Genomic DNA, 20,033 nt, shown 5'->3' on the forward strand with positions numbered 1-20,033 from the left:
CCAAGCATGTTTCAATGGCTATAGCAACTAGAGACAAAAATTGGAGTGAATGAAATGACACCAACGATCATCACCGACGTCAAAGCCTTTGCGATCAAACCTGATCGCCATAACCTTGTTGTCGTTAAAGTAGAAACGAACAAAGGCGTATCTGGGTTAGGCTGCGCAACCTTCCAGTTTCGCCCACTAGCCGTAAAAACCGTCGTTGACGAGTATTTACGCCCCCTCTTACTTGGCCGCGATGCCAATCAAATCGAAGATCTTTGGCAAGTGATGAATGTCAATTCTTACTGGCGGAATGGTCCAATCACCAACAATGCCATCTCAGGAGTTGACATGGCTTTGTGGGACATCAAAGGACAATTAGCCGATATGCCATTGTATCAACTGTTAGGTGGAAAAGCGCGTACGGCGATTCCCGCCTATACCCATGCCGTGGCAGATAATCTCGAAGACCTTTATCAAGAAATCGATCGCTTCTTGGCTGAGGGGTATCGCTATATCCGTTGCCAATTAGGCTTTTATGGTGGAAATCCTAGCCAACTGCAAACACCCGATCAGCCCATCGCTGGTTCCTATTTTGATCAAACAGACTACATGGACACAACACTGAAAATGTTTGCTGCGATCCAAGAACGATACGGCAATCAATTTCAAATGCTGCATGACGTGCATGAACGGCTGCATCCAAACCAAGCGATTCAATTTGCAAAAGCCGCTGAACCTTTTAATCTCTTTTTCCTAGAAGATATTTTGCCGCCGGATCAAAACAAGTGGTTGCAGCAACTCCGCAGCCAGTCGGCGACCCCGATCGCGACCGGCGAATTGTTCAATAATCCGATGGAATGGCAAGAGCTAGTCAAAAATCAACAGATTGACTTTATGCGTGCCCATGTCTCACAAATCGGTGGGATCACGCCAGCATTGAAATTGGCTCACTTCTGCGATGCGATGGGCATTCGGATCGCTTGGCACACGCCGTCTGATATCAGCCCTGTCGGCCTAGCCGTCAACACCCATCTAAATATCCATCTCCACAATGCCGCGATCCAAGAAACGATTGCGATCCCAGCAAATACCCAGTCGGTCTTTGGTGGCAGTCCGCAACCTGAAAACGGCTATTTTTATCCTATCGAGAAAAGTGGGATCGGAATCACGTTCGATGAAGCAGCAGCTGCGGAATTTCCCGTGGTTTACCGTCCTCATGAATGGACCCAGAGCCGTACACCAGACGGCACATTGATCACTCCTTAAACACAACAAAAGACATCCCCTGTCCAACCGACAGGGGATGTCTTTTGTTCTCTGTGGATAAAGACGACGCAACTGGCACATTTGCTTTTCCAAATCAATCGATGCGTGAGCGATGGATCTCACGGTCAAAGGGACGGATGTAGGTCACGGCATAATCAATGGCAACGATATTACTGAACTCATACACGCGGCCGTCTTCTAAAATTGCCCGATTGCTGATCTGCATTGCCGGCGTCCCCCGCTTGCACAATAAAATGCCCGACTGCGCAGTCGATGTGGTGATGGGGGTATAGCTGGTGATGTAGTGGGAAATGCGGTACCCGCAGCTTTCGACATAGCGTTGGATCGAGTGCTCCACGATTTCTTGTGTCAATTCGGGAAATAGGCTGACGGGCAATTTAGAGGTTTCCAGCTGTTCGATTTTGTAATTAACGATCCGCACTCGTTCAAAGGTCCAGACTTCCTCTTCTGGGCCTATTTGGAAAATCTGCTGTTCATCCAACGTTGCTGCCGCTTTACTCAATGAAATCATTTTGGAATGGATGCGGTCATAAGGGGTGCGGGTCAAGGAATTAAAGATCATTGGGTTTTTGACCCATTTTTCATGGATAAAAATCCCTGAACCTTGAACCACTTTGACGATCCCGATCTCTTCAAGGTTTTTGATTGCTTGCTGGATCGTAAACCGAGAAACGCCATAGGTTTGCGCAAGGGTTCTTTGGTTGGGTAGTTTGCCGGCAGAAAATTCTTCCTGATAGATTTTACTCAACAGATCTTGCACGATAAATTCACGTTTTTTCATAATGGCTCCTTCATTTGAGCGGGAGCGATCTCGCTCATGGACCAACTGCAAGCCTTCATATCGATACGACCACTGGCTTTGAAGACCACCCCTTCATCGACGAGGGCTGCTTTTCGCACATTGGCGGAGGGACCAACTAAGACGCCATCTGCCCGCACGACTCGATGAGCAGGGACATCCTGAGGGCTCAAGCGCATCGCTCGACCGACTGCCCGTGCGCCGTTGATTTGTCCCAATTTCCACGCAATCTGACTATAGGAGACGACTTTACCAAAAGGGATCTGCCGCGCCAGCGCATAGACTTCTTCATAGAATGGATTCATACTACTCGCTCCTTCTTTGATTCTTTCTATCATAGTACTGGATTCCCTGCCAATAGTAAATGACCAGACGCAACTTTAGCAATAGCCATCCAAACACTCGATTCCTTCTCTAGCAAGCCAAGAACGAATCGAGTAGTCATTAGTTTGGAAAATCAAAGTAGGTTTTCGCATTGTGATAGGAGATGTCTGCGACGATCTGCCCTAAATATATTTCATCTGCTGGCAGTTGTCCGTCTTCTACCCATTCACTGATCACCTGACACAAAATCCGCCGGAAATACTCGTGGCGTGGATAAGACAAAAAGCTGCGAGAATCCGTCAGCATGCCGACGAAGTTTCCGAGAATCCCGCCTTCTGCTAGGGTCGTCAACTGATGCCGCATGCCAGAATACGTATCATTGAACCACCAAGCAGAGCCTAATTGCAGCTTACCTTTGCTTTCTTCTTGGAACGCCCCCATCAGCGCAGTCAACACCGGATAATCTTTGGGATTCAGTGAATACAAAATTGTCTTCGGCAGTAAGCTTTCCGCCTGAAGCTGCGCCAATGTCCGACTTAAGCCGTTCGCTAGACGGTCGTCCCCCATCGCATCACCGCCGCTATCAGGTCCTCGTTGTTGGAAAAGTTTTTGACTGTTGTTGCGAGTCGCCATCAGATGCAATTGCGCGGTCCAGCCTTGTTTCGCATATTGGCGCATCAAGTCAATCAGCAAGCCGGTTTGAAACTGTCTGATTTCTTCATTAGTCAGTGTCTCAGTGGTCAAACGCTTTTGAAAAATCGCTTCAAGTGCAGCGCCATCATAAGCTTCCTCTCCAAGACGTGACAGACTGTGATCTGCTAAACGACAACCTTGTTGCTGGAAGTAGGAAATACGCACTGTCAATGCTTCAACCAGCGTTTGATAGCTAGTGATTTCTTTGCTCGCAGCTGCAGCCAATTGCTTAAGGTACGCTGGAAATTCTGGATTCTGCAGATTGATTGCTTTGTCAGGACGAAAGGTAGGATACACGTCAAAGGATTCTTCTGCCAGCTTTTGATGATACGTCAACGAATCAATGGGATCATCCGTCGTACAGATCACCTCAACAGCCATCTTTTTGATCAGCCCTCGTGGTGAAAATTCCTTCGTTTGCAGCTGTTGATTGGCTTTTTCCCAAATGCTTGCTGCATTGGCTGGTGTCAATCGCTCATCAATACCAAAGATTCGCTTCAATTCCAAATTGGTCCAGACATATAATGGATTGCCAATGCAAGCCTCCAAGGTCTGCGCCCAAGCACAGAATTTTTCGTAGTCGTCAGCATCGCCAGTGATCAAAGATTCTGCAACACCATTGGCACGCATCAAGCGCCATTTGTAATGGTCCCCCGCCAGCCACGCTTGGGTGAGATTGGTGAAGTTTTGGTTTTCGAAAATCTCTTTCGGCTCTAAATGGCAATGGTAATCAATGATCGGCTGCTTTTTTGCATACTCATGGTACAACTGTTTGGCAAAGCTGTTTTTCAAAATAAAATCGTCAGTTAAAAACATTTCTTCGCTCCTTTTCTTAACGCCCCACGCTCTTGTCGATGGCTTCCCACAACCCTAATAAGTAGGAAGCGCCGATCGCCCGATCATACAAGCCATAGCCTGGACGTCCCGTTTCTCCCCAGATCATTCGCCCATGATCTGGTCGAATGTAGCCGTCAAAGCCATTTTTGTACATCGCTTCTAGGATCTGATACATGTCTAATGAGCCTTCAGAGGAGAGATGCGGTGCTTCATAAAAGTCTTTGTCATTGCCCAAGTATTGAATGTTACGAACATGGGCAAAAGGAATCCGATCCCGGCGACAAAACTCAGCCAAAATCTCATAGACATTATTGGCTGGGTCTTCGGCGATACTGCCAGTACAAAGTGTGATACCATTTGACGGACTGTCGACCACGTTGCAGACCCAATCCAAATCATCGCGGTTTTTAACGATACGCGGCAGACCAAAAATCGAATAGGGAGGATCATCTGGATGAACAGCCATCTTGATGCCGACCTCTTCACAGGTGGGAATAATGGCTTTTAGGAAGTAAGCAAAGTTTTCTCTTAATTTGTCATCATCGACATCCTTATACGCAGCAAACAATTCTTTGACATGTGCCAAACGTTCTGGTTCCCAGCCTGGCAAGGTATAGCCAGAGCTTGACTCCTCAACTTCTTTGACGATCTCTTCTGGGTCTTTGTCAATCCCTGCTTTTTCAAATGCCATCGTAGAAGAACCGTCGGCTAAGCGATAATCGAGATCCGTTTTGATCCAATCGAAAATCGGCATAAAATTATAGCAGATCACTTCGATCCCATATGCTGCCAAATTACGAATCGTTTTTTTGTAGTTTTCGATATACAGGTCTCTCGAAGGCAAGCCAATCTTGATGTCATCATGAATATTGACGCTTTCGATCACCTTCAGGGAAAGGCCAACTGCTTCGACTTCTTCCACGAGCGCCTTGATCCGTTCTTTCGGCCAAACTGCCCCAGCAGGCAAATCAAAGAGTGTGCCGACGATGCCTTTCATTCCAGGAATTTGACGGATATCTGCTAACTTGATTTTATCGTAGTCTTTTCCATACCAACGAAATGTCATTTCCATTTTTTATTCGATCCCTTCTACTGTTTCATGTAATGTTTTACGGACTGCGCCGGTTCCTGCCAGCATCTTAGCGAACAAGTGACCCACCTTTTCAGTGATTCCTGCTTGATAGAGATCCAAACCAAAAATCTGCGGATTTGCTAAGATTGGTCGAATGATCCCTTGAACATCGGCGGCTGTCCCTAACTGACACTCACGTAAAATCTCTTGTAATTCTGCTAAGAGGGGATCAGGACTTGGGCCAAATGGATGGCCTTCATCATCGATCGCTAATAGATAACGCAACCAGCCTGCAATCGCTAAGGGAATGAAAGTCAGCTCAGAAGCCGAGCCTTCTTTCTTCACATACTTTTTGATGGTTTCGCCAAAACGGATGGCGATTTTCTGTGAGGTATCTGCGGCGATCCGCTGTGGAGTGTCAGGAATCAGGGGATTGGGTAAACGAAGGCCCACCACCTCATCGATAAATTTCTTTGGCTGAATGATCTCAGGATCTTCCACTACCGGCAAGCCTTCACGATAGCCGATTCCTTTGATCAAAGCAACAATATCTGGATCGGTCATTTCCGCAGCAATAGATGTATAACCGAGTAAACAGCCGAACAAACTCATTGCGGTATGCAGTGGATTCAAACAAGTTGTGACTTTCATACTATCGGTTTTGTCGACGATCTCTCGACTCGTCAAGATCACCCCCGCTTTATCCAAATTCGGGCGACCATTTGGAAAATCATCTTCAATCACCAGGTAATGAGTCGTCTCTGTGTTAGCAAACGGAGCGATATTCGTTCCTTTATCGGTACGGATGACTGGCAGCTGCTCGATCCCAGCTGCTGCTAATTCTTCTGCAACTGCTGTTGAAGGATTTGGCGTGATCCGATCGATCATTGACCACGGAAACGTCACCTGCGCGTTGTTTTCTAAGTATCGGACAAACGCTTCTGAAACATGCCCCAGCTTTTGCCATTCTTTTGCAATGGTGACAATCGCCGTTTGGAAACGGAGCCCATTTTGCGAAAAATTATCGGTGGAAACCATAGCGATCGGAAGTGCCCCTGATTGAAAACGATCCCATAAAAAGCTAGCCAAAATGCTCATTGTATGGTTGACCTGATGGGGACCCGCAGCGAGATCCGCTTGTACGACAGGTAAAAATTTCCCCTGACTGTCTTTTAAGCCATAGCCTTTTTCTGTGATCGTTACGGTAACCAACTGTAGTGACGGCTCCTGAAATACTTTGCGTATTTGCTCATAACTCGCAGCACGGGAAGGATGGCAATAATAACTAGCCGCCGTTGACTGGAGCAATTTTTTCTCCAACCGTCCCCCTTCATGCATGACCACTTCTAAAATATCATTCTCGTAAGGGGCATATACTTGATCAATCACCTGTTCATCAAAGGTTTCACAAACTACGATTCCTTTTGTCAGCGCTTGTTGATCGATCAACGTTTGGGCTACTTCTGCGTGAAATGCCCGATACAAATTTCCCCCACCAAAGTGTAACCATTGAAACTGAGTATCTGATTGATCCGTCACTTCTTTGGGAACGATCGGCATCGTAACTCCTGCCTGCTTCAAGGCAGCAAAATCAAACATCCTACTTCCTCCTTTTTCTTAAAACTGATATATTAGTATTCTAGTTCATTCTATACTGAATTGCAAGCCTTTACAAAAGGTTATTCAACTTATATACTAGTTTTATTACTCAAAACTATCCCTAGGCACCTTCCTTCAGAGTTTTTCTTTAGAAGGTAATTGAATGCCTGATACAGAAAGAAGCGTTTATGTTGAACCCTACAAATTTTCAATCACAAGCTTATGAATCAATCAAAGAGTTGATTTTAACCGCCAAACTGATTCCCGGTCAAAAAATATCTGAAAAGGAATTGGAGCAACGGCTAACCATTGGCAGGACGCCGATCCGTGAAGCAATTATTCGTCTGCGCCGTGAAGCACTGATCCATGTCGTTCCCCAAAGCGGCACCTATATTTCTAAAATCAGTATCAAACAAATTGAAGAAGCTCGTTTTGTCAGAGAGACGCTTGAAAAAGAAGTATTCGTAGCGGCCTGCCAAGCCATTACAGAAGAGCAGCTGAAAGAACTAGAAAAACTCGTTATTTTGCAGCGGACCTATGCCCAATTGAAGGATGAAATCGAGTTTTTCCAACTCGACGAGGCCTTCCATCAGTTGATTTATAAAATCGCCGACAAAGAAAATGTCTGGAATTGGCTACAAACGATCAATCTGCCTTTAAATCGCTTCCGCTTCTTACGTTTAGAGGTGGAGGAATTGTCTTGGGAAATTATTTTGCGGGATCACGAAGAAATCTTAGCCACTTTAAAAGAAAAAGACCAAGCCAAAATTGCTCCCTTGGTCGGACAACACATTGATGTCATTGATAACGATTTGATTTTTGTGGAAAAGGCCTTTCCCGATTACTTTACGGAGTAAAGCTATTTGAAAATCATGGACCTTAAAAACCACCCTCGTCGAGTAGATTGCCTACTTGACGAGAGTGGTTTCATACGCTGAACAAGCGAGAATACGCTCATTCGATTGGGTGATAACTAAAGCCTTGGCCCAGTACTTCTGAGACATTATTGACGATCACAAACGCTTTTGGGTCAATGGTCTCAATGATTTGTCTGATCTGCATAAATTCTTGGTCGCTGGCCACGATCAACAGTACTTGTTTGTCTGCTTGCTGGTAGCCGCCTTGGGCAGCCAATAGTGTGGCACCACGAGCTGTTTTATCAAAGACTGCTTCTCGAATCTCGTTCACGTGGTTCTCACTTAAGATCATGATGGATTTCTTCCGGTTAAAGCCCGTTTCAATGTAGGTCATCACACCAGAGGTGATCACGATCGATAATATCGCAAACAAGAACTCTTCAAACCCGAAAACGAACAAGTTCATGGAGACCACGATCGCATCGGTCGCCAGCAAGCCAATCGCTGGATTCAAATTAAAGTATTTCTTGAAAATCAGCGGTGGAATCGTTGTGCCACCGCTAGAAGATTGATTTTTGTACAAAATCGCTACTCCTAAAGCAAAAATCGCACTGCCAAATATCACGGAAAGCAGCCGATCTTCAGCCACCATATATTCTGGGACTAAAGCAATTGCTACTGGAAAAGCAAAACTACCATAGAGGACTTTCAAAAAAGGCCCCTTCCCTAAAAAGGCATAGGCAAGAATAAGCATGAGAATATTCAAGACCATGATCACAGCCGCTCGATCCCAACCGAGGGCTGACTCTAATAAAATACCGATTCCGCTGACACCGCCAGCTGCCACATGATGCGGGCCTAAAAATAAATTGATGCTTGCCGCTAACAAGAAAAGTGCTGCGGTGATTTTTCCATAGGTTTTCAGAATTGTCATTTGTTTCCTCTTTTCTCTGTCATTTTCACGGTTTATTCAAGCCGCTTTGCAGCCATTCTTACTCCTCACTATACGCCCATTTGATGTCACCGACAAAATTTATGTTTAGCCAGAGGGAATAACCGGAAATCTGTTGGCTGATTGCTTGATTCAATCGTTCTCGCAAGGGATCTTGCCGCCCAACTGTATCGAGAGGTGTTGCAGGTAAAATCACCACATCTAATTCCACAATGACTTGATTGCCGACTTTGGCGGTACGTAACACAAAGTCCACCACTTCTTCTGCGCGCAGTTCTTTTTCAACGATCGTCATGATGGACTCTCGTAGTTCTTCTTTCGGAGTTGAAGAAGTCAATTCCAGAATGGCCGCTTTCAACTCTTTAATCGAAAGCTGAATAAAGAACAAGGTGATCCCGATGGAGATGATTGGGTCGACATACATCGCGAAATTTCCATAGGGACTGGCTTGAATCAGCCATGACACAAGAAATGAACCGACGACACCCAGACTAAAGAAAAAGCCGAAACGCCATTGTTCTAGTTCTACCCAGTAAAAGGGATGAGTCAGTGGTTTCTTTTTTAAGTACAAGTAAAAAGAGAAACAGTAGATCGTACCAATCAGCGAGAAATACAAACCGATTGGATCAATCATGCCATCACTGACGTGTAATAAACTAAAAGCAGATTCAATGACTCCATAAATTGAGATCAGCAAGATGATACTATATTGAATAAAAACAACCAACGGCATCAACGCTTCTTTGCCGAATGGGAAACGTTCAAAGTCTTGGGCTTGGATATATTTTGCCACATACAAAGCAATCAGTGACATCACTGCACCAATCAATGTATAAACACCATCTAACAAGAGGACGTTATAACTGACCAGTAACCCAAAAAGCAAGGCACCGCCGCCATAAATACTCCCAGCGACAATCGATGCCAACAAAAGCTTGCGTATTTTTTTCTTTTCACTCATGATACTCCTCTTTCTTTTTTTCAAAAAAACTATCAATTTGATTGCATTCTTCTATCTATAAGCCTATCTTCCCATATAAATAACATAAAAAACAGTCAATTTTTTCATACAAAGCGGAAAAAAATAGTATTGCTGTCAATCATTCACTCTATTCTCTAGTGATGCATATTCGATCTTTCTATTCCACTCTTTTTACATTCTGGTGTAAATCCCCTTGACTACGCGGATTGATTCCCTTATCATCAAGGGTAACCATATTCAATCAGAATTTTCAGAATATTCCGCTATATTTTTCATAACGGCGATTCATTGGAAGACAGGGAGGATGAAGAGAGTGAATGAAGCAAAACAAGTCCCATGGACAGGAGAACCAAACCAACGAGCGATCAACTATTTGAATGAAGAAGGCAAAGTGATCGTCTGCCCAACCAAAGTCGGCTATATCATTGCCGTCTCTGATAAAAAAGGGCTGGAACGCAAGTTTTCAGCAAAGAATCGCAAGCGTAACAAACCAGGCGTCGTTCTTTGCAGCTCATTGGAGCAGCTACATGAATTAGCCGAATTAAATGCGGAAACCGCCGCCGTTTATGAAACGTGTTGGAACAATGACGTGTTATTCGGTGCGATTTTGCCTTGGAAAGAATCAGGAAAAGCCTATATCCCAAAAGATGGTTCAGAAGAATTGATGACGGACGTTCGGGGAACCAGCTGTTTCGTGATCAAATTCGGTGTCCCTGGTGAGCAGATCTCAAAAGAACTTTGGGATCAAAAAAAGAAATTGCTTTTCGCCAGCTCAGCGAACCCTTCAGGCAAAGGAAATCGCGGACTTGTTGAAGGGATCGGCGAACAAATCGCGCAAGAAGCCGATCTGATCATCGAAGGCAACGACTATGTTGCATCGATCCAACCAGACAAAACGCTGGAAACCCGCTATGAGCAAGGAGTCATGGTTTCTTTCGTTGACCAAGACGGCAACTTGATTCCAGAGCAAGGAGACCAACGCTCCATCACGCCAGCACCTGTCTTGATCCGTAAAGGACTCGATGTTGAAAAAATCCAAATGTACCTTTCTGATCACTTCAACTCATGGGACTATCGCCACGGGGAGTATTATTAATCTTTCATCGTCAATAAAGAACCGAAGAACCAGCTAACGGCCCTCCTTTTCAAGGAAAAACGCTCAGCTCGTTCTTCGGTTTTTCAATAGAAAAAAATACTTTTCTTCTATCGTGTTTCTTTCAAAAGCTGAATGATCTGTGCCTGTTGTTTGATGATCGTATCTTGTTGCTTGATTTTAATCCAGTTTTGATCGATTTGGATAGCTGCTCCAAGGTCTTTGTAACTGAGTTTGGGGATCTCCATGAACAGTCCGCGGTGAGCAGCTAAGTCATTAAAAATCTGAACAGACAGACCCTCACTCAATTCATGAACCTCTTTTTCTACAATATACTGGTTGATCAGGTCTTCTACAGTCAAACGCTTTTTTCGTTTCTTGCCTTGTGTGCCATTCGAATTTTCAGATTTCTTGTTCGTACCAAACATTTTTGTTCTCCTTTCGTTAGGTCATCCTTCCTCCATTTTGTGATTCCGTGTCTCTTCTTCAGTGACCAAAATAAAATTGAGAGAAACCTACATACGAACATTTTGTCATAAAACAGCATTATAATCTACATTTTGTTGTTTTTAAAGATAAAAAAGGAGGTAAATTACGATCGGATTTTCTCTGTCATAGAATTCCAACTCTATTTCTGCTATAATCCCCTCATAAACACATAGGAGGGACTCTATGAAAAAGCATTCCTCAATTGCTTTCTAGGGGACGACGCCAATGACAGTGACTTTGGACTACACTTACTGCTGGGTTGTGGGCTGCCGCAACACAGTGCTTAGCACAAAACAAAAAAACTAAGCGTGGTACGGATTGCGAAATCGCATGAAGCTGGAAGCAGAAGTAATCGTTACGGACGGTGAATGTGTCCCTAGCCAAAGAAGCCTGATGAAGAACGAACGGAACCCTTTTCTCTCAAAAGAAATCATTCTTTTGGAGGAAAGCAAAATGAGAAAAGAAGAAAACACGACCTTTGTTTGTAAAAACTGCAGTACGCCTGTTGCCCCCTTGACCAATGGTTCTTACCGCAACCATTGTCCCCAGTGTCTCTACTCGTTACACGTGGATATTCGCCCAGGTGATCGTCAAAATACTTGCCATGGCCTGATGCGTCCCATCGACTATCGCCAACATTCCCAAAAAGGCTATCAGCTGCTGCATGAATGCACCCGCTGCAAAAACCAGCAATGGAATATCGTGGCGCAGGATACGCAACAACCAGACCATTTTATTGAGTGGTTGACTCAAACCGCTGCGTATCACTAAAAAACCAAAGAAGACCATGCTTCAGGCTGGTCTTTTTTTGTTATCAGATCAACGGATCTCTTATACCACTAACTGCTCATAGACATTGTCGTCATAAGAAGCGCTTGCTTTAACCTAAAAAACAGCCCGCTGTTTCGTCGATTGGCTGACGAAATTGCGGGCTGTCCTGCTAGTGTCTTCTTAATGAGTTTACGTTGGTTTGCGTTTATTCAAAAACGAATTGATTGTGATATAGTTCCGCATAAAAGCCGTCAGCCGCCACCAATTGATGGTGATTGCCTTCTTCAATGACTTCGCCGTCCTTCAAAACAACGATGCGATCGGCATTCAAAATCGTCTTCAAGCGATGGGCGATCACAAAACTGGTTCGTCCTTTGATTGCTTCATCCATTGCTCGTTGAATTTTCGCTTCAGTCACGGTATCAACGTTACTGGTGGCTTCATCCAAAATCAACAATTCTGGATTGGTCAAAATCGTTCGGGCAATACTCATCAATTGTTTTTGACCAGTACTGAAAAGATTATTCTCTTCGGTGATCTCCGTGTCATAGCCTTTTTCCAACGTCATAACAAACTCATGGATATTGGCTTGTTTCGCTGCTGCAATGACTTCGGCTTCAGTCGCTTCTGGTTTCCCAAAAGCAATGTTTTCGCGAATCGTCCCTGAGAACAACACGGATTCTTGCAAAACGATTCCCACTTGAGAACGCAGCAGATCCAAATCTAGCTCCCGGATATCGATGCCGTCAAAGGTCACAGAACCACCATTCACATCATAGAAGCGATTCAACAGGTTCATGATGGTCGTTTTTCCTGAACCCGTCGGCCCGACTAATGCGACCATTTCGCCTTTGTTGACTGTGATCGAGACATCTTTTAGGACCAATTTTTGACTGTCATACCCAAAGTCCACATGATTCAAAGCAACCGCCTCTTTGATGCCCTTCACTTTGATCCCGTCTTTTGGTTTGACCTCATTGGGTTCATCAAACATTTCATTGATTCTGCGCGCACCGGTGATCGCCAACTGAATCATGCTGTAACCAGAAGAGATCTGCATCAATGGTTGGTAATATTGCTGCGAATACTGGACAAAGGTCACAACTAATCCTAAAGCAACGGAACGTTCTAAGTCACCGTTCAATGCTAACCAGCCACCAAAGAAAATCACGATTGCCGTGTTCAACAAAGACATTCCTTGCATCAAGGGGAAAAGCAGCCCAGAGTAGACTTGCCCTTTGTAGGTAGCTTCGCGGACTTGTTGGTTGTGGACCAGAAAACCATCGATGGTTTCTTCTTGCAGTCCATTGGTGATGATGATTCGTTGACCACTGATTTTTTCATCGATATAGCCGTTTAAGTTTCCGACTTCATCTTGCTGTAGATCGACATATTTGCGGGCTTTTTGGATCACGATCACCGCGATTAATACCGCAATCGGGGTAGAAGCAATCGTTGCCCATGCCAATTCAACGTTTTGACGGAACATCATGATCAAGATTCCCACCATTAAGACTACATTGGTCAGCACTTGCAACAATGCTTGGTTCAGACTGTTTTGAATGTTATCCAAGTCACTGGTGAAACGGCTCAAAATATCACCGTCTTGATGGGAATCAAAGAATTTGATCGTCAATTTTTCCAGTTTATTGAATAAGCCGATCCGCATTCTGTTGGTTGATTTTCCCACCACTTGCGTGAACAAGATACTATAAACAAAATTGGCTGCACTGGCTAAGACATAAAAAATCAACAGTTTCCAAATGATCGATAGAAAAGCCGATTTATCATCGACCCCTTGCATCAAACCACCAACATAATTCGCCAACTCTTGGAACGCTTCTCCGACAAAAACTGGTGCTTGCACTTGCAGATACGTTGCCAGAATCACCGTTACAAAAATGAATAGAAACGACCACTTGTATTGTTTTAAGTAATGATAGAAAAATTTACTCGCTTTGAACAAATCTGTCATGGTTACTCCTCTCCTTTCTGTGTTGCGAAGATTTCTTGATAGATGGCATTGTTATTGGCTAAAAATTCATGGCTTCCTTCACCAACCAGACGTCCATTATCTAAAACGAAGATGCGGTCGGCTTTCACAACAGAGGCAATCTTTTGCGCGATAATGATTGTTGTCGTGTCTTTTAATTGTTTTTCAAACGCTTCGCGAACCAATTTTTCCGAACGAGCATCTAATGCACTCGTACTATCATCCAAAATCAAAATTTTCGGTTCACCGATCACGCCTCGAGAAATCGATAAGCGTTGCTTTTGTCCTCCAGAAAAATTGCTGCTGCGCTCGGAGACCGGCGCTTCAAAACCCGCTGTCAATTTTTGAATAAATTCGCTGGCTTGAGCGATTTCTGTTGCGCGAGACATCTCAGACTCTGAGGCATCTTTTTTCCCTTGCCGCAAGTTTTGGGCAATCGTTCCTGAAAAGAGGATCGCTTTTTGCAAGACAAAAGCGACCGTTTTACGCAAGCTTTGTTCATTGACTTCTTTCAAGTCAACGCCGCCAACCCGCACGACACCTTCCGTTGGGTCAAACAAACGGGGAATCAGTTGCGCCAGTGTTGATTTGCCGGCACCAGTCGCCCCTACGATCCCAATCATTTCGCCAGGTTTGATGGTAAAACTGATAGCCGTTAGGGCATTTTTTTCATCCCCAGGGTAACGGAAGCTGACGTTTTCAAAAGCGACACTTCCAGACAATTCTTGTTCTGGGACATCTTGGTATTGCAGATCCGGTTCGGTATCTAGAATCTCTTTGATCCGTTTTAGCGAAACTGCAGCCCGTGAAGTCATCATCATCATCATGCCGCCGATAATGATCGCCATCATAATTTGCATCAAATAATTCATGAATGAGGCAATTCCCCCAATCAAGGTTGGGTCATCTTTCGCTAGATCACTGACAAAGAAAATCGCGCCGACCACTGCTAAGTTGGCCGCCAGCATAAAGGAGGGGATCATTACAGAGAACAGGGTTCCTACAATAATGTTATGCTTCGTTAACGTTTCACTGACTTTAGAAAAGCCTTGCAGTTGGTTGTCTTCTTGAACAAAAGATTTCACCACACGAATCCCCATCAAATTTTCTTTGGCAATCCCATTGATTTTGTCGATCAAGTTCTGGATGATCATAAAGTGTTTGCCCATCCGTGTAAAGGATAGTGCCGTAATCACTAGGACAGCGATAATCAGTAAGACGATGATCCACCACAGTTGCGGCATGGTTGTCATCGCCAAAATGAAGGCACCGATAAATAAGAACGGGATCCGAAACAACGATTGTAGCGAGATCATCACTAAGTTTTGAATTTGCGTGATGTCATTGGTCAAGCGCACCACAAGATTTCCCGCTGAGAAGGTTTCGATATTTCCAAATGAGAATGTCTGGATTTTCCGAAACATCTCTTCTCGAATATCGGCACTAACGCCTTGCGCCACTTTCGCAGAAAAAACCGTGTTGATGATCCCTGCAACAAGTCCTAGCAATGCTAGCCCAATCAACTGCACACCAATTTTTTTCATTTCATCATTGTTTTCAGTAATAATTGATTCTAGCACTTGCTGCAAGAGCTTTGGCTGCCATAATGCAGCAACGACCATTAAAATGACCGATAATAAGGCAATGCCAGTTGCCGCTTTGTACTTTTTGACATGGCGTAAGACCAGATCCATATACGTACCACTCCTTTGTGTTTAGCAGAAAAGACTGCCAAAAAATTTCGGTTGCACAACAATTTACCATGGATCACGACTAGAAACAAGCGAACAAATAAAACAAAAAGAGCTTTCATGAAAGCTCTTTGAAAATATTGCATAAATGTTGGCGAAAATAACGAATAATAAAGGGATTATGATGATCCTCAAGAGGGTCTTCCTTATTTTCTGTCGCTAAATCTTTGACTTACGATTCGCTGTTTTCCAGCTCACTTTTTTGTTTTTTTGTCAGTTTTTGTTTGACTAGATCGTAGGAAACCAAAATCATTTGTTCGATGTTTTCTTCCATCAAGGCATCAGATGCCAACTTGATGGTATTCCAATGGGTCTTATTGGCATAATACCCCGGAATGATGACGTCAGGAAATTGCTCTCGCAGCGTTTCGTTGACCTCGGGCAGATTTTTCAAAGTCAAAAATGCTGTTTCTTCTGCTTGCGGACTCATGATCCCAAACTGTTTTCCTACTAAATCAAAGTAGATTGCATCCCAATCTTCGCGGTAATAGACTTTGGCTCCCGGCAAGCCTTCCCCAAATGCTTGAAATCGCTGCATTTTTTGTGCAATTTTTTCTTCAATCGATGTACTCATTGTGTTTCCCTCACTTTCTACTATCAAAACCGTCATTTTCTGTCTCAATTTTGACAGATTGAATCGCTTTCTGCTCTATTTCCTACTATTATACATGGTTGCCGTGTAAAAAGGGATTTTTTATCAATAACATGTCGCCTGAAAATGACTCTTGAGAGCTGCATGCGGCGTTACATTCATTCATCTGTCTCAGAAGATACAAAAAAACCCCTTATCAGCGAGTAAGATGTACTCGCCAATAAGGGCAATTGATTACTAGATGTCATGGACAAGATTCATTTTAGAATCTTAGTACCAACCATTTGCTTCCCAGAATGCTTTGGCAGCAGACCAAGAACCATAACGTGATGCAACATATTCATCGGCAACCTTTTCTTGGTTAGCAGCTGAATAGTCACCATTTAAGTAAGAGTTGGTTAATTGGTAACGGCCGTAGTATTGTCCGTTTGTCGCTGTGTAAGAACCACCAGATTCTTTGTTTGCGATCCATTCTTTTGCTGAAGCTTCTGAGCCGCTAGCTGAAGAGCTGTAGCTTGAGCTGCTTTGTGTGCTTGCAGCAGCAGATTGTGTGTTGCTTGATTGTGAAGCTGCTGGTTCACTTGGTTGTTGTACACTTGCTGCAGCAGTCGTGTTTGCAGATTCTGTATAAGTGGCAGTGCCATCTGTAGGGATGATCAATGCTTCCCCAACAAAAATCAAGTTTTTATCAGCAATCTCGTTTGCTTCAACGATCGCATTGATCGTATCATCAGAGCTATAACCGTAAAAGTTAGTAGCGATTGTTGATAATGTATCACCAGATTGAACAGTGTATTGTTCGTCTGCAAAGGCGTCTTTCCCACCTAAGAAAAGGCCGAAACCGGCAAGGACAGCTGTACTAAGTAAAACAGTTTTTAAAGACTTCATATAATTAAATCTCCTTCTTTGAAACTCATTTTGCGTCATTTGAGATGACTCAAGCGCATAAACAAGTCTAACACCGAAGAATATTTCATAGGTAAAGAAATCATTACAGATGATTACGAAAACGACAGTTGCCTTACGTTTCGTAAGAATTGAAAAAGACTATCATATCAAGCTTTTCTCTGCTGTAATTTTTAACATTACAGTTATTTTGTTTCTAGGTAAACCAGTTAACCTTAGAAAACCTTTCCTATATTACAAAAAACCCTCTTTTTACACAGATTTGTAACAAAAGAAGGAACGAGACAAGGTCTCATTCCTCATTTACTTCCTATTTTTTCTTCACTGGGATCAATTTATTCATGACGATCGCCGCAATAGCGCTTAAAGCAATCGGTGAATCTAATAAATATTGTAAGAATTGAGGCGCAGATTCTTTGATTTCTGCTGGCATAAACAACAAGCCGATGGCAATAATCAATGGTACCCCGATAATATACAACTCACGCTCGGAAAACTCTTCATTCTTAATGACCCGAAAGCCGCTCAACAAAATAATGACACAGACGACCGCGAACACGCCGCCGATGACAGCAGAAGGTACTGCGTGAATCAAGGCTGAAAGTTTCCCCATGAAGGACAATAGGATAAACCAGACGGATGCCATCACAAAGACTTTTTTACTAGCAACCCCGGTGATCGAAATGATCCCTGCATTGGTAGAATAACCAGTCACAGGGGTCGTTCCTACTAAGGCGGCAACCAAGCAGCCTAATCCTTCGCCGATCACGCCTTTATTGATCTGTTCATCCGTAACAGGTTCTTCTGTCACGGAACTGACCGCATACCAAGTACCTGTTGTTTCTGCTAGGAGTACCATATAGATCACTAGCATCGTTAAGATCGCTGAAACATCAAAGTGCAGGCCATAGTTTAGAAATACCAGTTTTGGCAGACTAAAGAAAGAAGCATCCGCCACCGACTGAAAATCAACGCCCCCCATAAAGGAAGCAATCACGGTACCGATAACCAAAGCAATAATGACCGAACTGATTCGGAAATATTTTCCCATTCCCGGAAAATAATCGCCTAGCATGGAAAACAAAATCAAAATCGCCGCAGTAATCGCAGCTAACAACATGTTTTGATTGGCACTTAGCGTTTCAGTGGCAGGATAGATATTGCTGGTAAAGGCCGTTGGCAGCAATGTCAACCCAACGATCATAATGATCGTTCCACTGACGATCGTAGGAATAAAATGACGAACGATATACTTATAAATGCCCGTAAAACCTAGTAAAATGACTGCTGCGGCACCAACGATGCTGGCACCTAACACCGTGTCCATGCCGTTGGCACCAAAATAAATACCGATGATCGCTCCAACGGGCACAAAGGATGGCCCTTGACATACGGGTAATTTCAAGAAAAAGAGGACTTGGATCAAAGAAGCGATCCCTGCTCCTAAAAAGGTCGATTGGATCAAACCTGATGCATCTGAAGAGGACATCGCCACCGCCGTTGCGATAATAAATGGCGGCACATACACGTCCATTGCCAACACATGCTGCAACCCTAAAAGTACTGCTTGACCAAAGGGAATGTCTTCATTCATTCCGATCGTTAAATGTTTATTTTTCGTTGATTCCACTGTCTCATTCTCCTCGTTTTTCGTGTACTTTTTTTCCTTGGACCCAGACTTGGCGAATATTTTGCATCGTTGCTAAGTACAGGATTTTTTGTAATCTTGCTTCGGGTGAGGTGAACACACCGAAGTCAGGCAAAGGATTTTCTTTTTGTCGCGTATCGATCACTTGTACATCAAACGCATAGCCTTCTTTGATGACACCTACAGGTAATTTCAGTGCCTCACCGCCGCCTTTTGTCGCTAATGAGAACGCATCGATCACGGATATACGAGAATCTGCTACTCCTCGTGTATTTTGGGGAAGCGTGACATCTACGCCATCTTCTAACATTCTCGAAGACATCACAGCTTGTTTGATGTTGTCATACAAACTCGGTGAAAAACCGCCGGAGATATCCGTTCCTAAACCAATCGTGACTCCTTGTTCTTTCAAGCGCTTGATTGGGATCACGCCATTGGCAAAGTAGGCATTTGAGATGGGACAGTGCGCAACTGCGGCGCCGGTTTCGACAAAACGGGCGCCGTCAGCTGGGCTGATGAAATTGCCATGAGCCATCACTGCTTTGTCACGCAACAAGCCGAAATCTTGCAGCACTTCGGTATCCGTTTTGCCAAATCGTTCTTGAACAAAGTCATGTTCCCATTGCCCTTCACTGCAGTGGGTCTGAACATGGACATCATATTTTTGAGCCAATGCGCCTAAGCCTGCCAAGCCTTCATCGGTACAGCTCGGGACAAATCGCGGAGTGACCACAGGATAAACGCCTTGAGGTGCGGTCTTTGCGATTGCTTGTACTTCTTGAATAAAACGTTCTGTATCCGCTAATGCCTCTTCTGTTGACGCATCCCGATAAAAAACAGGATTGGCTTTGGGATCGTCCATAACGACTTTTCCGACTAATCCCCGTTGACCAAGAGCGGCACAAGTCTTCGCCAATTGAAGGCTCGCTTCTAGATGGATCGTTGCAAAATAAAGAACCGTTGTCGTTCCTCTTGCCAATAGCTGTGCCACCAAATCTTGATAGACAGCTTTGGCAAATGCCGGATCGGCATATTTTGCTTCCAGCGGAAACGTGCATTCATCTAACCAAACATTTAACGGTTCATCTAACGCGATTCCTGCTTGCGGCCATTGCGGTGCATGGACATGCAGATCAACAAACCCAGGTAAAAAACACTGGCCTGCAGATAATGCCTGCAGATTCTCTGATGCTTTCGCCAGCTCTGACTCATACCCTTGATCTGTTTTAGCAGTCACTTTTACGATGATCCCTGCGTCATCGACTTGAATCAAAGCTTCTTCTATATATTCTAGTTTTCCATCAGTTGGCGTATGGAAAACATCTCCTTTAAAATAGTGAATGGTTGCCATTTGTTTGATTTCCCCCGTTCTCTAAGACATTGTCAGGAAAAAGCCGTTC

The 20,033-nt window shown here is 44.0% G+C and carries 18 protein-coding genes; 4 read left to right on the forward strand and 14 right to left on the reverse strand.

Annotated elements, in window-relative coordinates:
- Positions 1-54: 54 nt before the first annotated feature.
- Positions 55-1,254: an enolase C-terminal domain-like protein gene (locus IGJ17_RS13260; RefSeq protein WP_005234111.1), complete on the forward strand. Its 1,200-nt coding sequence runs from the start codon at positions 55-57 to the stop codon at positions 1,252-1,254.
- Between the two features lie 94 nt (positions 1,255-1,348).
- On the opposite strand, the gene IGJ17_RS13265 is transcribed toward IGJ17_RS13260, so the two are convergent.
- From IGJ17_RS13265 to IGJ17_RS13285, 5 genes are all read right to left on the reverse strand, one after another.
- A complete protein-coding gene (locus IGJ17_RS13265) occupies positions 1,349-2,056 on the reverse strand; it encodes a GntR family transcriptional regulator (RefSeq protein ID WP_086316517.1) in 708 nt (235 codons plus the stop codon).
- A complete protein-coding gene (locus IGJ17_RS13270; protein ID WP_005228493.1) occupies positions 2,053-2,379 on the reverse strand; it encodes an MGMT family protein in 327 nt (108 codons plus the stop codon). The genes IGJ17_RS13265 and IGJ17_RS13270 overlap by 4 nt, the downstream gene beginning before the upstream one ends.
- A gap of 139 nt (positions 2,380-2,518) precedes the next feature.
- Entirely contained in the window at positions 2,519-3,907 is a 1,389-nt protein-coding gene (gene uxaC / locus IGJ17_RS13275) for a glucuronate isomerase (RefSeq protein ID WP_086316518.1), read from the reverse strand.
- Between the two features lie 16 nt (positions 3,908-3,923).
- Positions 3,924-5,000 carry a mannonate dehydratase gene (uxuA, locus tag IGJ17_RS13280; protein WP_061053189.1) on the reverse strand — a complete coding sequence of 359 codons (1,077 nt, stop codon included), beginning with the start codon at positions 4,998-5,000 and terminating at the stop codon, positions 3,924-3,926.
- A 3-nt stretch (positions 5,001-5,003) separates the two neighbouring features.
- A complete protein-coding gene (locus IGJ17_RS13285) occupies positions 5,004-6,599 on the reverse strand; it encodes a mannitol dehydrogenase family protein (RefSeq protein ID WP_086316519.1) in 1,596 nt (531 codons plus the stop codon).
- Between the two features lie 188 nt (positions 6,600-6,787).
- Between IGJ17_RS13285 and IGJ17_RS13290 the strand changes: the two genes are divergently transcribed.
- Entirely contained in the window at positions 6,788-7,456 is a 669-nt protein-coding gene (locus IGJ17_RS13290) for a GntR family transcriptional regulator (RefSeq protein ID WP_005234106.1), read from the forward strand.
- A 97-nt stretch (positions 7,457-7,553) separates the two neighbouring features.
- On the opposite strand, the gene IGJ17_RS13295 is transcribed toward IGJ17_RS13290, so the two are convergent.
- Both IGJ17_RS13295 and IGJ17_RS13300 read right to left on the reverse strand, forming a co-directional pair.
- Positions 7,554-8,390, reverse strand: a complete 837-nt coding sequence (locus IGJ17_RS13295) for a YitT family protein (protein WP_005234105.1) — start codon at positions 8,388-8,390, stop codon at positions 7,554-7,556.
- 58 nt (positions 8,391-8,448) lie between these two features.
- Positions 8,449-9,369 carry a cation transporter gene (locus tag IGJ17_RS13300; RefSeq protein WP_008380653.1) on the reverse strand — a complete coding sequence of 307 codons (921 nt, stop codon included), beginning with the start codon at positions 9,367-9,369 and terminating at the stop codon, positions 8,449-8,451.
- 325 nt (positions 9,370-9,694) lie between these two features.
- Between IGJ17_RS13300 and IGJ17_RS13305 the strand changes: the two genes are divergently transcribed.
- A complete protein-coding gene (locus IGJ17_RS13305) occupies positions 9,695-10,486 on the forward strand; it encodes an L-threonylcarbamoyladenylate synthase (RefSeq protein WP_176273425.1) in 792 nt (263 codons plus the stop codon).
- Positions 10,487-10,593: 107 nt separating this feature from the next.
- Here IGJ17_RS13305 and IGJ17_RS13310 read toward each other — a convergent pair whose 3' ends face one another.
- Positions 10,594-10,911 (reverse strand): hypothetical protein, encoded by a 318-nt coding sequence (locus tag IGJ17_RS13310; protein WP_086316521.1) that lies wholly within the window; start codon positions 10,909-10,911, stop codon positions 10,594-10,596.
- A gap of 514 nt (positions 10,912-11,425) precedes the next feature.
- On the opposite strand from IGJ17_RS13310, the gene IGJ17_RS13315 reads away from it, so the two are divergent.
- Positions 11,426-11,743 carry an RNHCP domain-containing protein gene (locus tag IGJ17_RS13315; RefSeq protein WP_185938614.1) on the forward strand — a complete coding sequence of 106 codons (318 nt, stop codon included), beginning with the start codon at positions 11,426-11,428 and terminating at the stop codon, positions 11,741-11,743.
- 205 nt (positions 11,744-11,948) lie between these two features.
- Here IGJ17_RS13315 and IGJ17_RS13320 read toward each other — a convergent pair whose 3' ends face one another.
- The 6 genes from IGJ17_RS13320 to guaD all read right to left on the reverse strand — a co-directional run bounded on the left by IGJ17_RS13320 (position 11,949) and on the right by guaD (position 19,984).
- Positions 11,949-13,718 (reverse strand): ABC transporter ATP-binding protein, encoded by a 1,770-nt coding sequence (locus IGJ17_RS13320; RefSeq protein ID WP_429961503.1) that lies wholly within the window; start codon positions 13,716-13,718, stop codon positions 11,949-11,951.
- Positions 13,719-13,720: 2 nt separating this feature from the next.
- A complete protein-coding gene (locus IGJ17_RS13325; RefSeq protein ID WP_077451992.1) occupies positions 13,721-15,430 on the reverse strand; it encodes an ABC transporter ATP-binding protein in 1,710 nt (569 codons plus the stop codon).
- A 229-nt stretch (positions 15,431-15,659) separates the two neighbouring features.
- Positions 15,660-16,061 carry an MmcQ/YjbR family DNA-binding protein gene (locus IGJ17_RS13330; RefSeq protein ID WP_008380641.1) on the reverse strand — a complete coding sequence of 134 codons (402 nt, stop codon included), beginning with the start codon at positions 16,059-16,061 and terminating at the stop codon, positions 15,660-15,662.
- 288 nt (positions 16,062-16,349) lie between these two features.
- Complete coding sequence (locus IGJ17_RS13335) at positions 16,350-16,967, reverse strand: LysM peptidoglycan-binding domain-containing protein (protein ID WP_008380639.1); 618 nt, start codon at positions 16,965-16,967, stop codon at positions 16,350-16,352.
- 328 nt (positions 16,968-17,295) lie between these two features.
- Positions 17,296-18,579, reverse strand: a complete 1,284-nt coding sequence (locus tag IGJ17_RS13340; protein ID WP_016612741.1) for a uracil-xanthine permease family protein — start codon at positions 18,577-18,579, stop codon at positions 17,296-17,298.
- Between the two features lie 40 nt (positions 18,580-18,619).
- On the reverse strand, positions 18,620-19,984 hold the full coding sequence (gene guaD / locus IGJ17_RS13345; RefSeq protein WP_429961504.1) for a guanine deaminase: 1,365 nt from the start codon (positions 19,982-19,984) through the stop codon (positions 18,620-18,622).
- Positions 19,985-20,033 lie beyond the last annotated feature (49 nt).

This window comes from Enterococcus sp. DIV1096b (assembly GCF_050498765.1).
Lineage (GTDB): Bacteria > Bacillota > Bacilli > Lactobacillales > Enterococcaceae > Enterococcus_D > Enterococcus_D entomosocium.

Coding starts and splice junctions, on each gene's coding strand:
- IGJ17_RS13260 (WP_005234111.1), top strand. CDS start 55: ATGACACCAACGATCATCACCGACGTCAAAGCCTTTGCGATCAAACCT.
- IGJ17_RS13265 (WP_086316517.1), bottom strand. CDS start 2,056: ATGAAAAAACGTGAATTTATCGTGCAAGATCTGTTGAGTAAAATCTAT.
- IGJ17_RS13270 (WP_005228493.1), bottom strand. CDS start 2,379: ATGAATCCATTCTATGAAGAAGTCTATGCGCTGGCGCGGCAGATCCCT.
- uxaC (WP_086316518.1), bottom strand. CDS start 3,907: ATGTTTTTAACTGACGATTTTATTTTGAAAAACAGCTTTGCCAAACAG.
- uxuA (WP_061053189.1), bottom strand. CDS start 5,000: ATGGAAATGACATTTCGTTGGTATGGAAAAGACTACGATAAAATCAAG.
- IGJ17_RS13285 (WP_086316519.1), bottom strand. CDS start 6,599: ATGTTTGATTTTGCTGCCTTGAAGCAGGCAGGAGTTACGATGCCGATC.
- IGJ17_RS13290 (WP_005234106.1), top strand. CDS start 6,788: ATGTTGAACCCTACAAATTTTCAATCACAAGCTTATGAATCAATCAAA.
- IGJ17_RS13295 (WP_005234105.1), bottom strand. CDS start 8,390: ATGACAATTCTGAAAACCTATGGAAAAATCACCGCAGCACTTTTCTTG.
- IGJ17_RS13300 (WP_008380653.1), bottom strand. CDS start 9,369: ATGAGTGAAAAGAAAAAAATACGCAAGCTTTTGTTGGCATCGATTGTC.
- IGJ17_RS13305 (WP_176273425.1), top strand. CDS start 9,695: ATGAAGAGAGTGAATGAAGCAAAACAAGTCCCATGGACAGGAGAACCA.
- IGJ17_RS13310 (WP_086316521.1), bottom strand. CDS start 10,911: ATGTTTGGTACGAACAAGAAATCTGAAAATTCGAATGGCACACAAGGC.
- IGJ17_RS13315 (WP_185938614.1), top strand. CDS start 11,426: ATGAGAAAAGAAGAAAACACGACCTTTGTTTGTAAAAACTGCAGTACG.
- IGJ17_RS13320 (WP_429961503.1), bottom strand. CDS start 13,718: ATGACAGATTTGTTCAAAGCGAGTAAATTTTTCTATCATTACTTAAAA.
- IGJ17_RS13325 (WP_077451992.1), bottom strand. CDS start 15,430: ATGGATCTGGTCTTACGCCATGTCAAAAAGTACAAAGCGGCAACTGGC.
- IGJ17_RS13330 (WP_008380641.1), bottom strand. CDS start 16,061: ATGAGTACATCGATTGAAGAAAAAATTGCACAAAAAATGCAGCGATTT.
- IGJ17_RS13335 (WP_008380639.1), bottom strand. CDS start 16,967: ATGAAGTCTTTAAAAACTGTTTTACTTAGTACAGCTGTCCTTGCCGGT.
- IGJ17_RS13340 (WP_016612741.1), bottom strand. CDS start 18,579: ATGAATGAAGACATTCCCTTTGGTCAAGCAGTACTTTTAGGGTTGCAG.
- guaD (WP_429961504.1), bottom strand. CDS start 19,984: ATGGCAACCATTCACTATTTTAAAGGAGATGTTTTCCATACGCCAACT.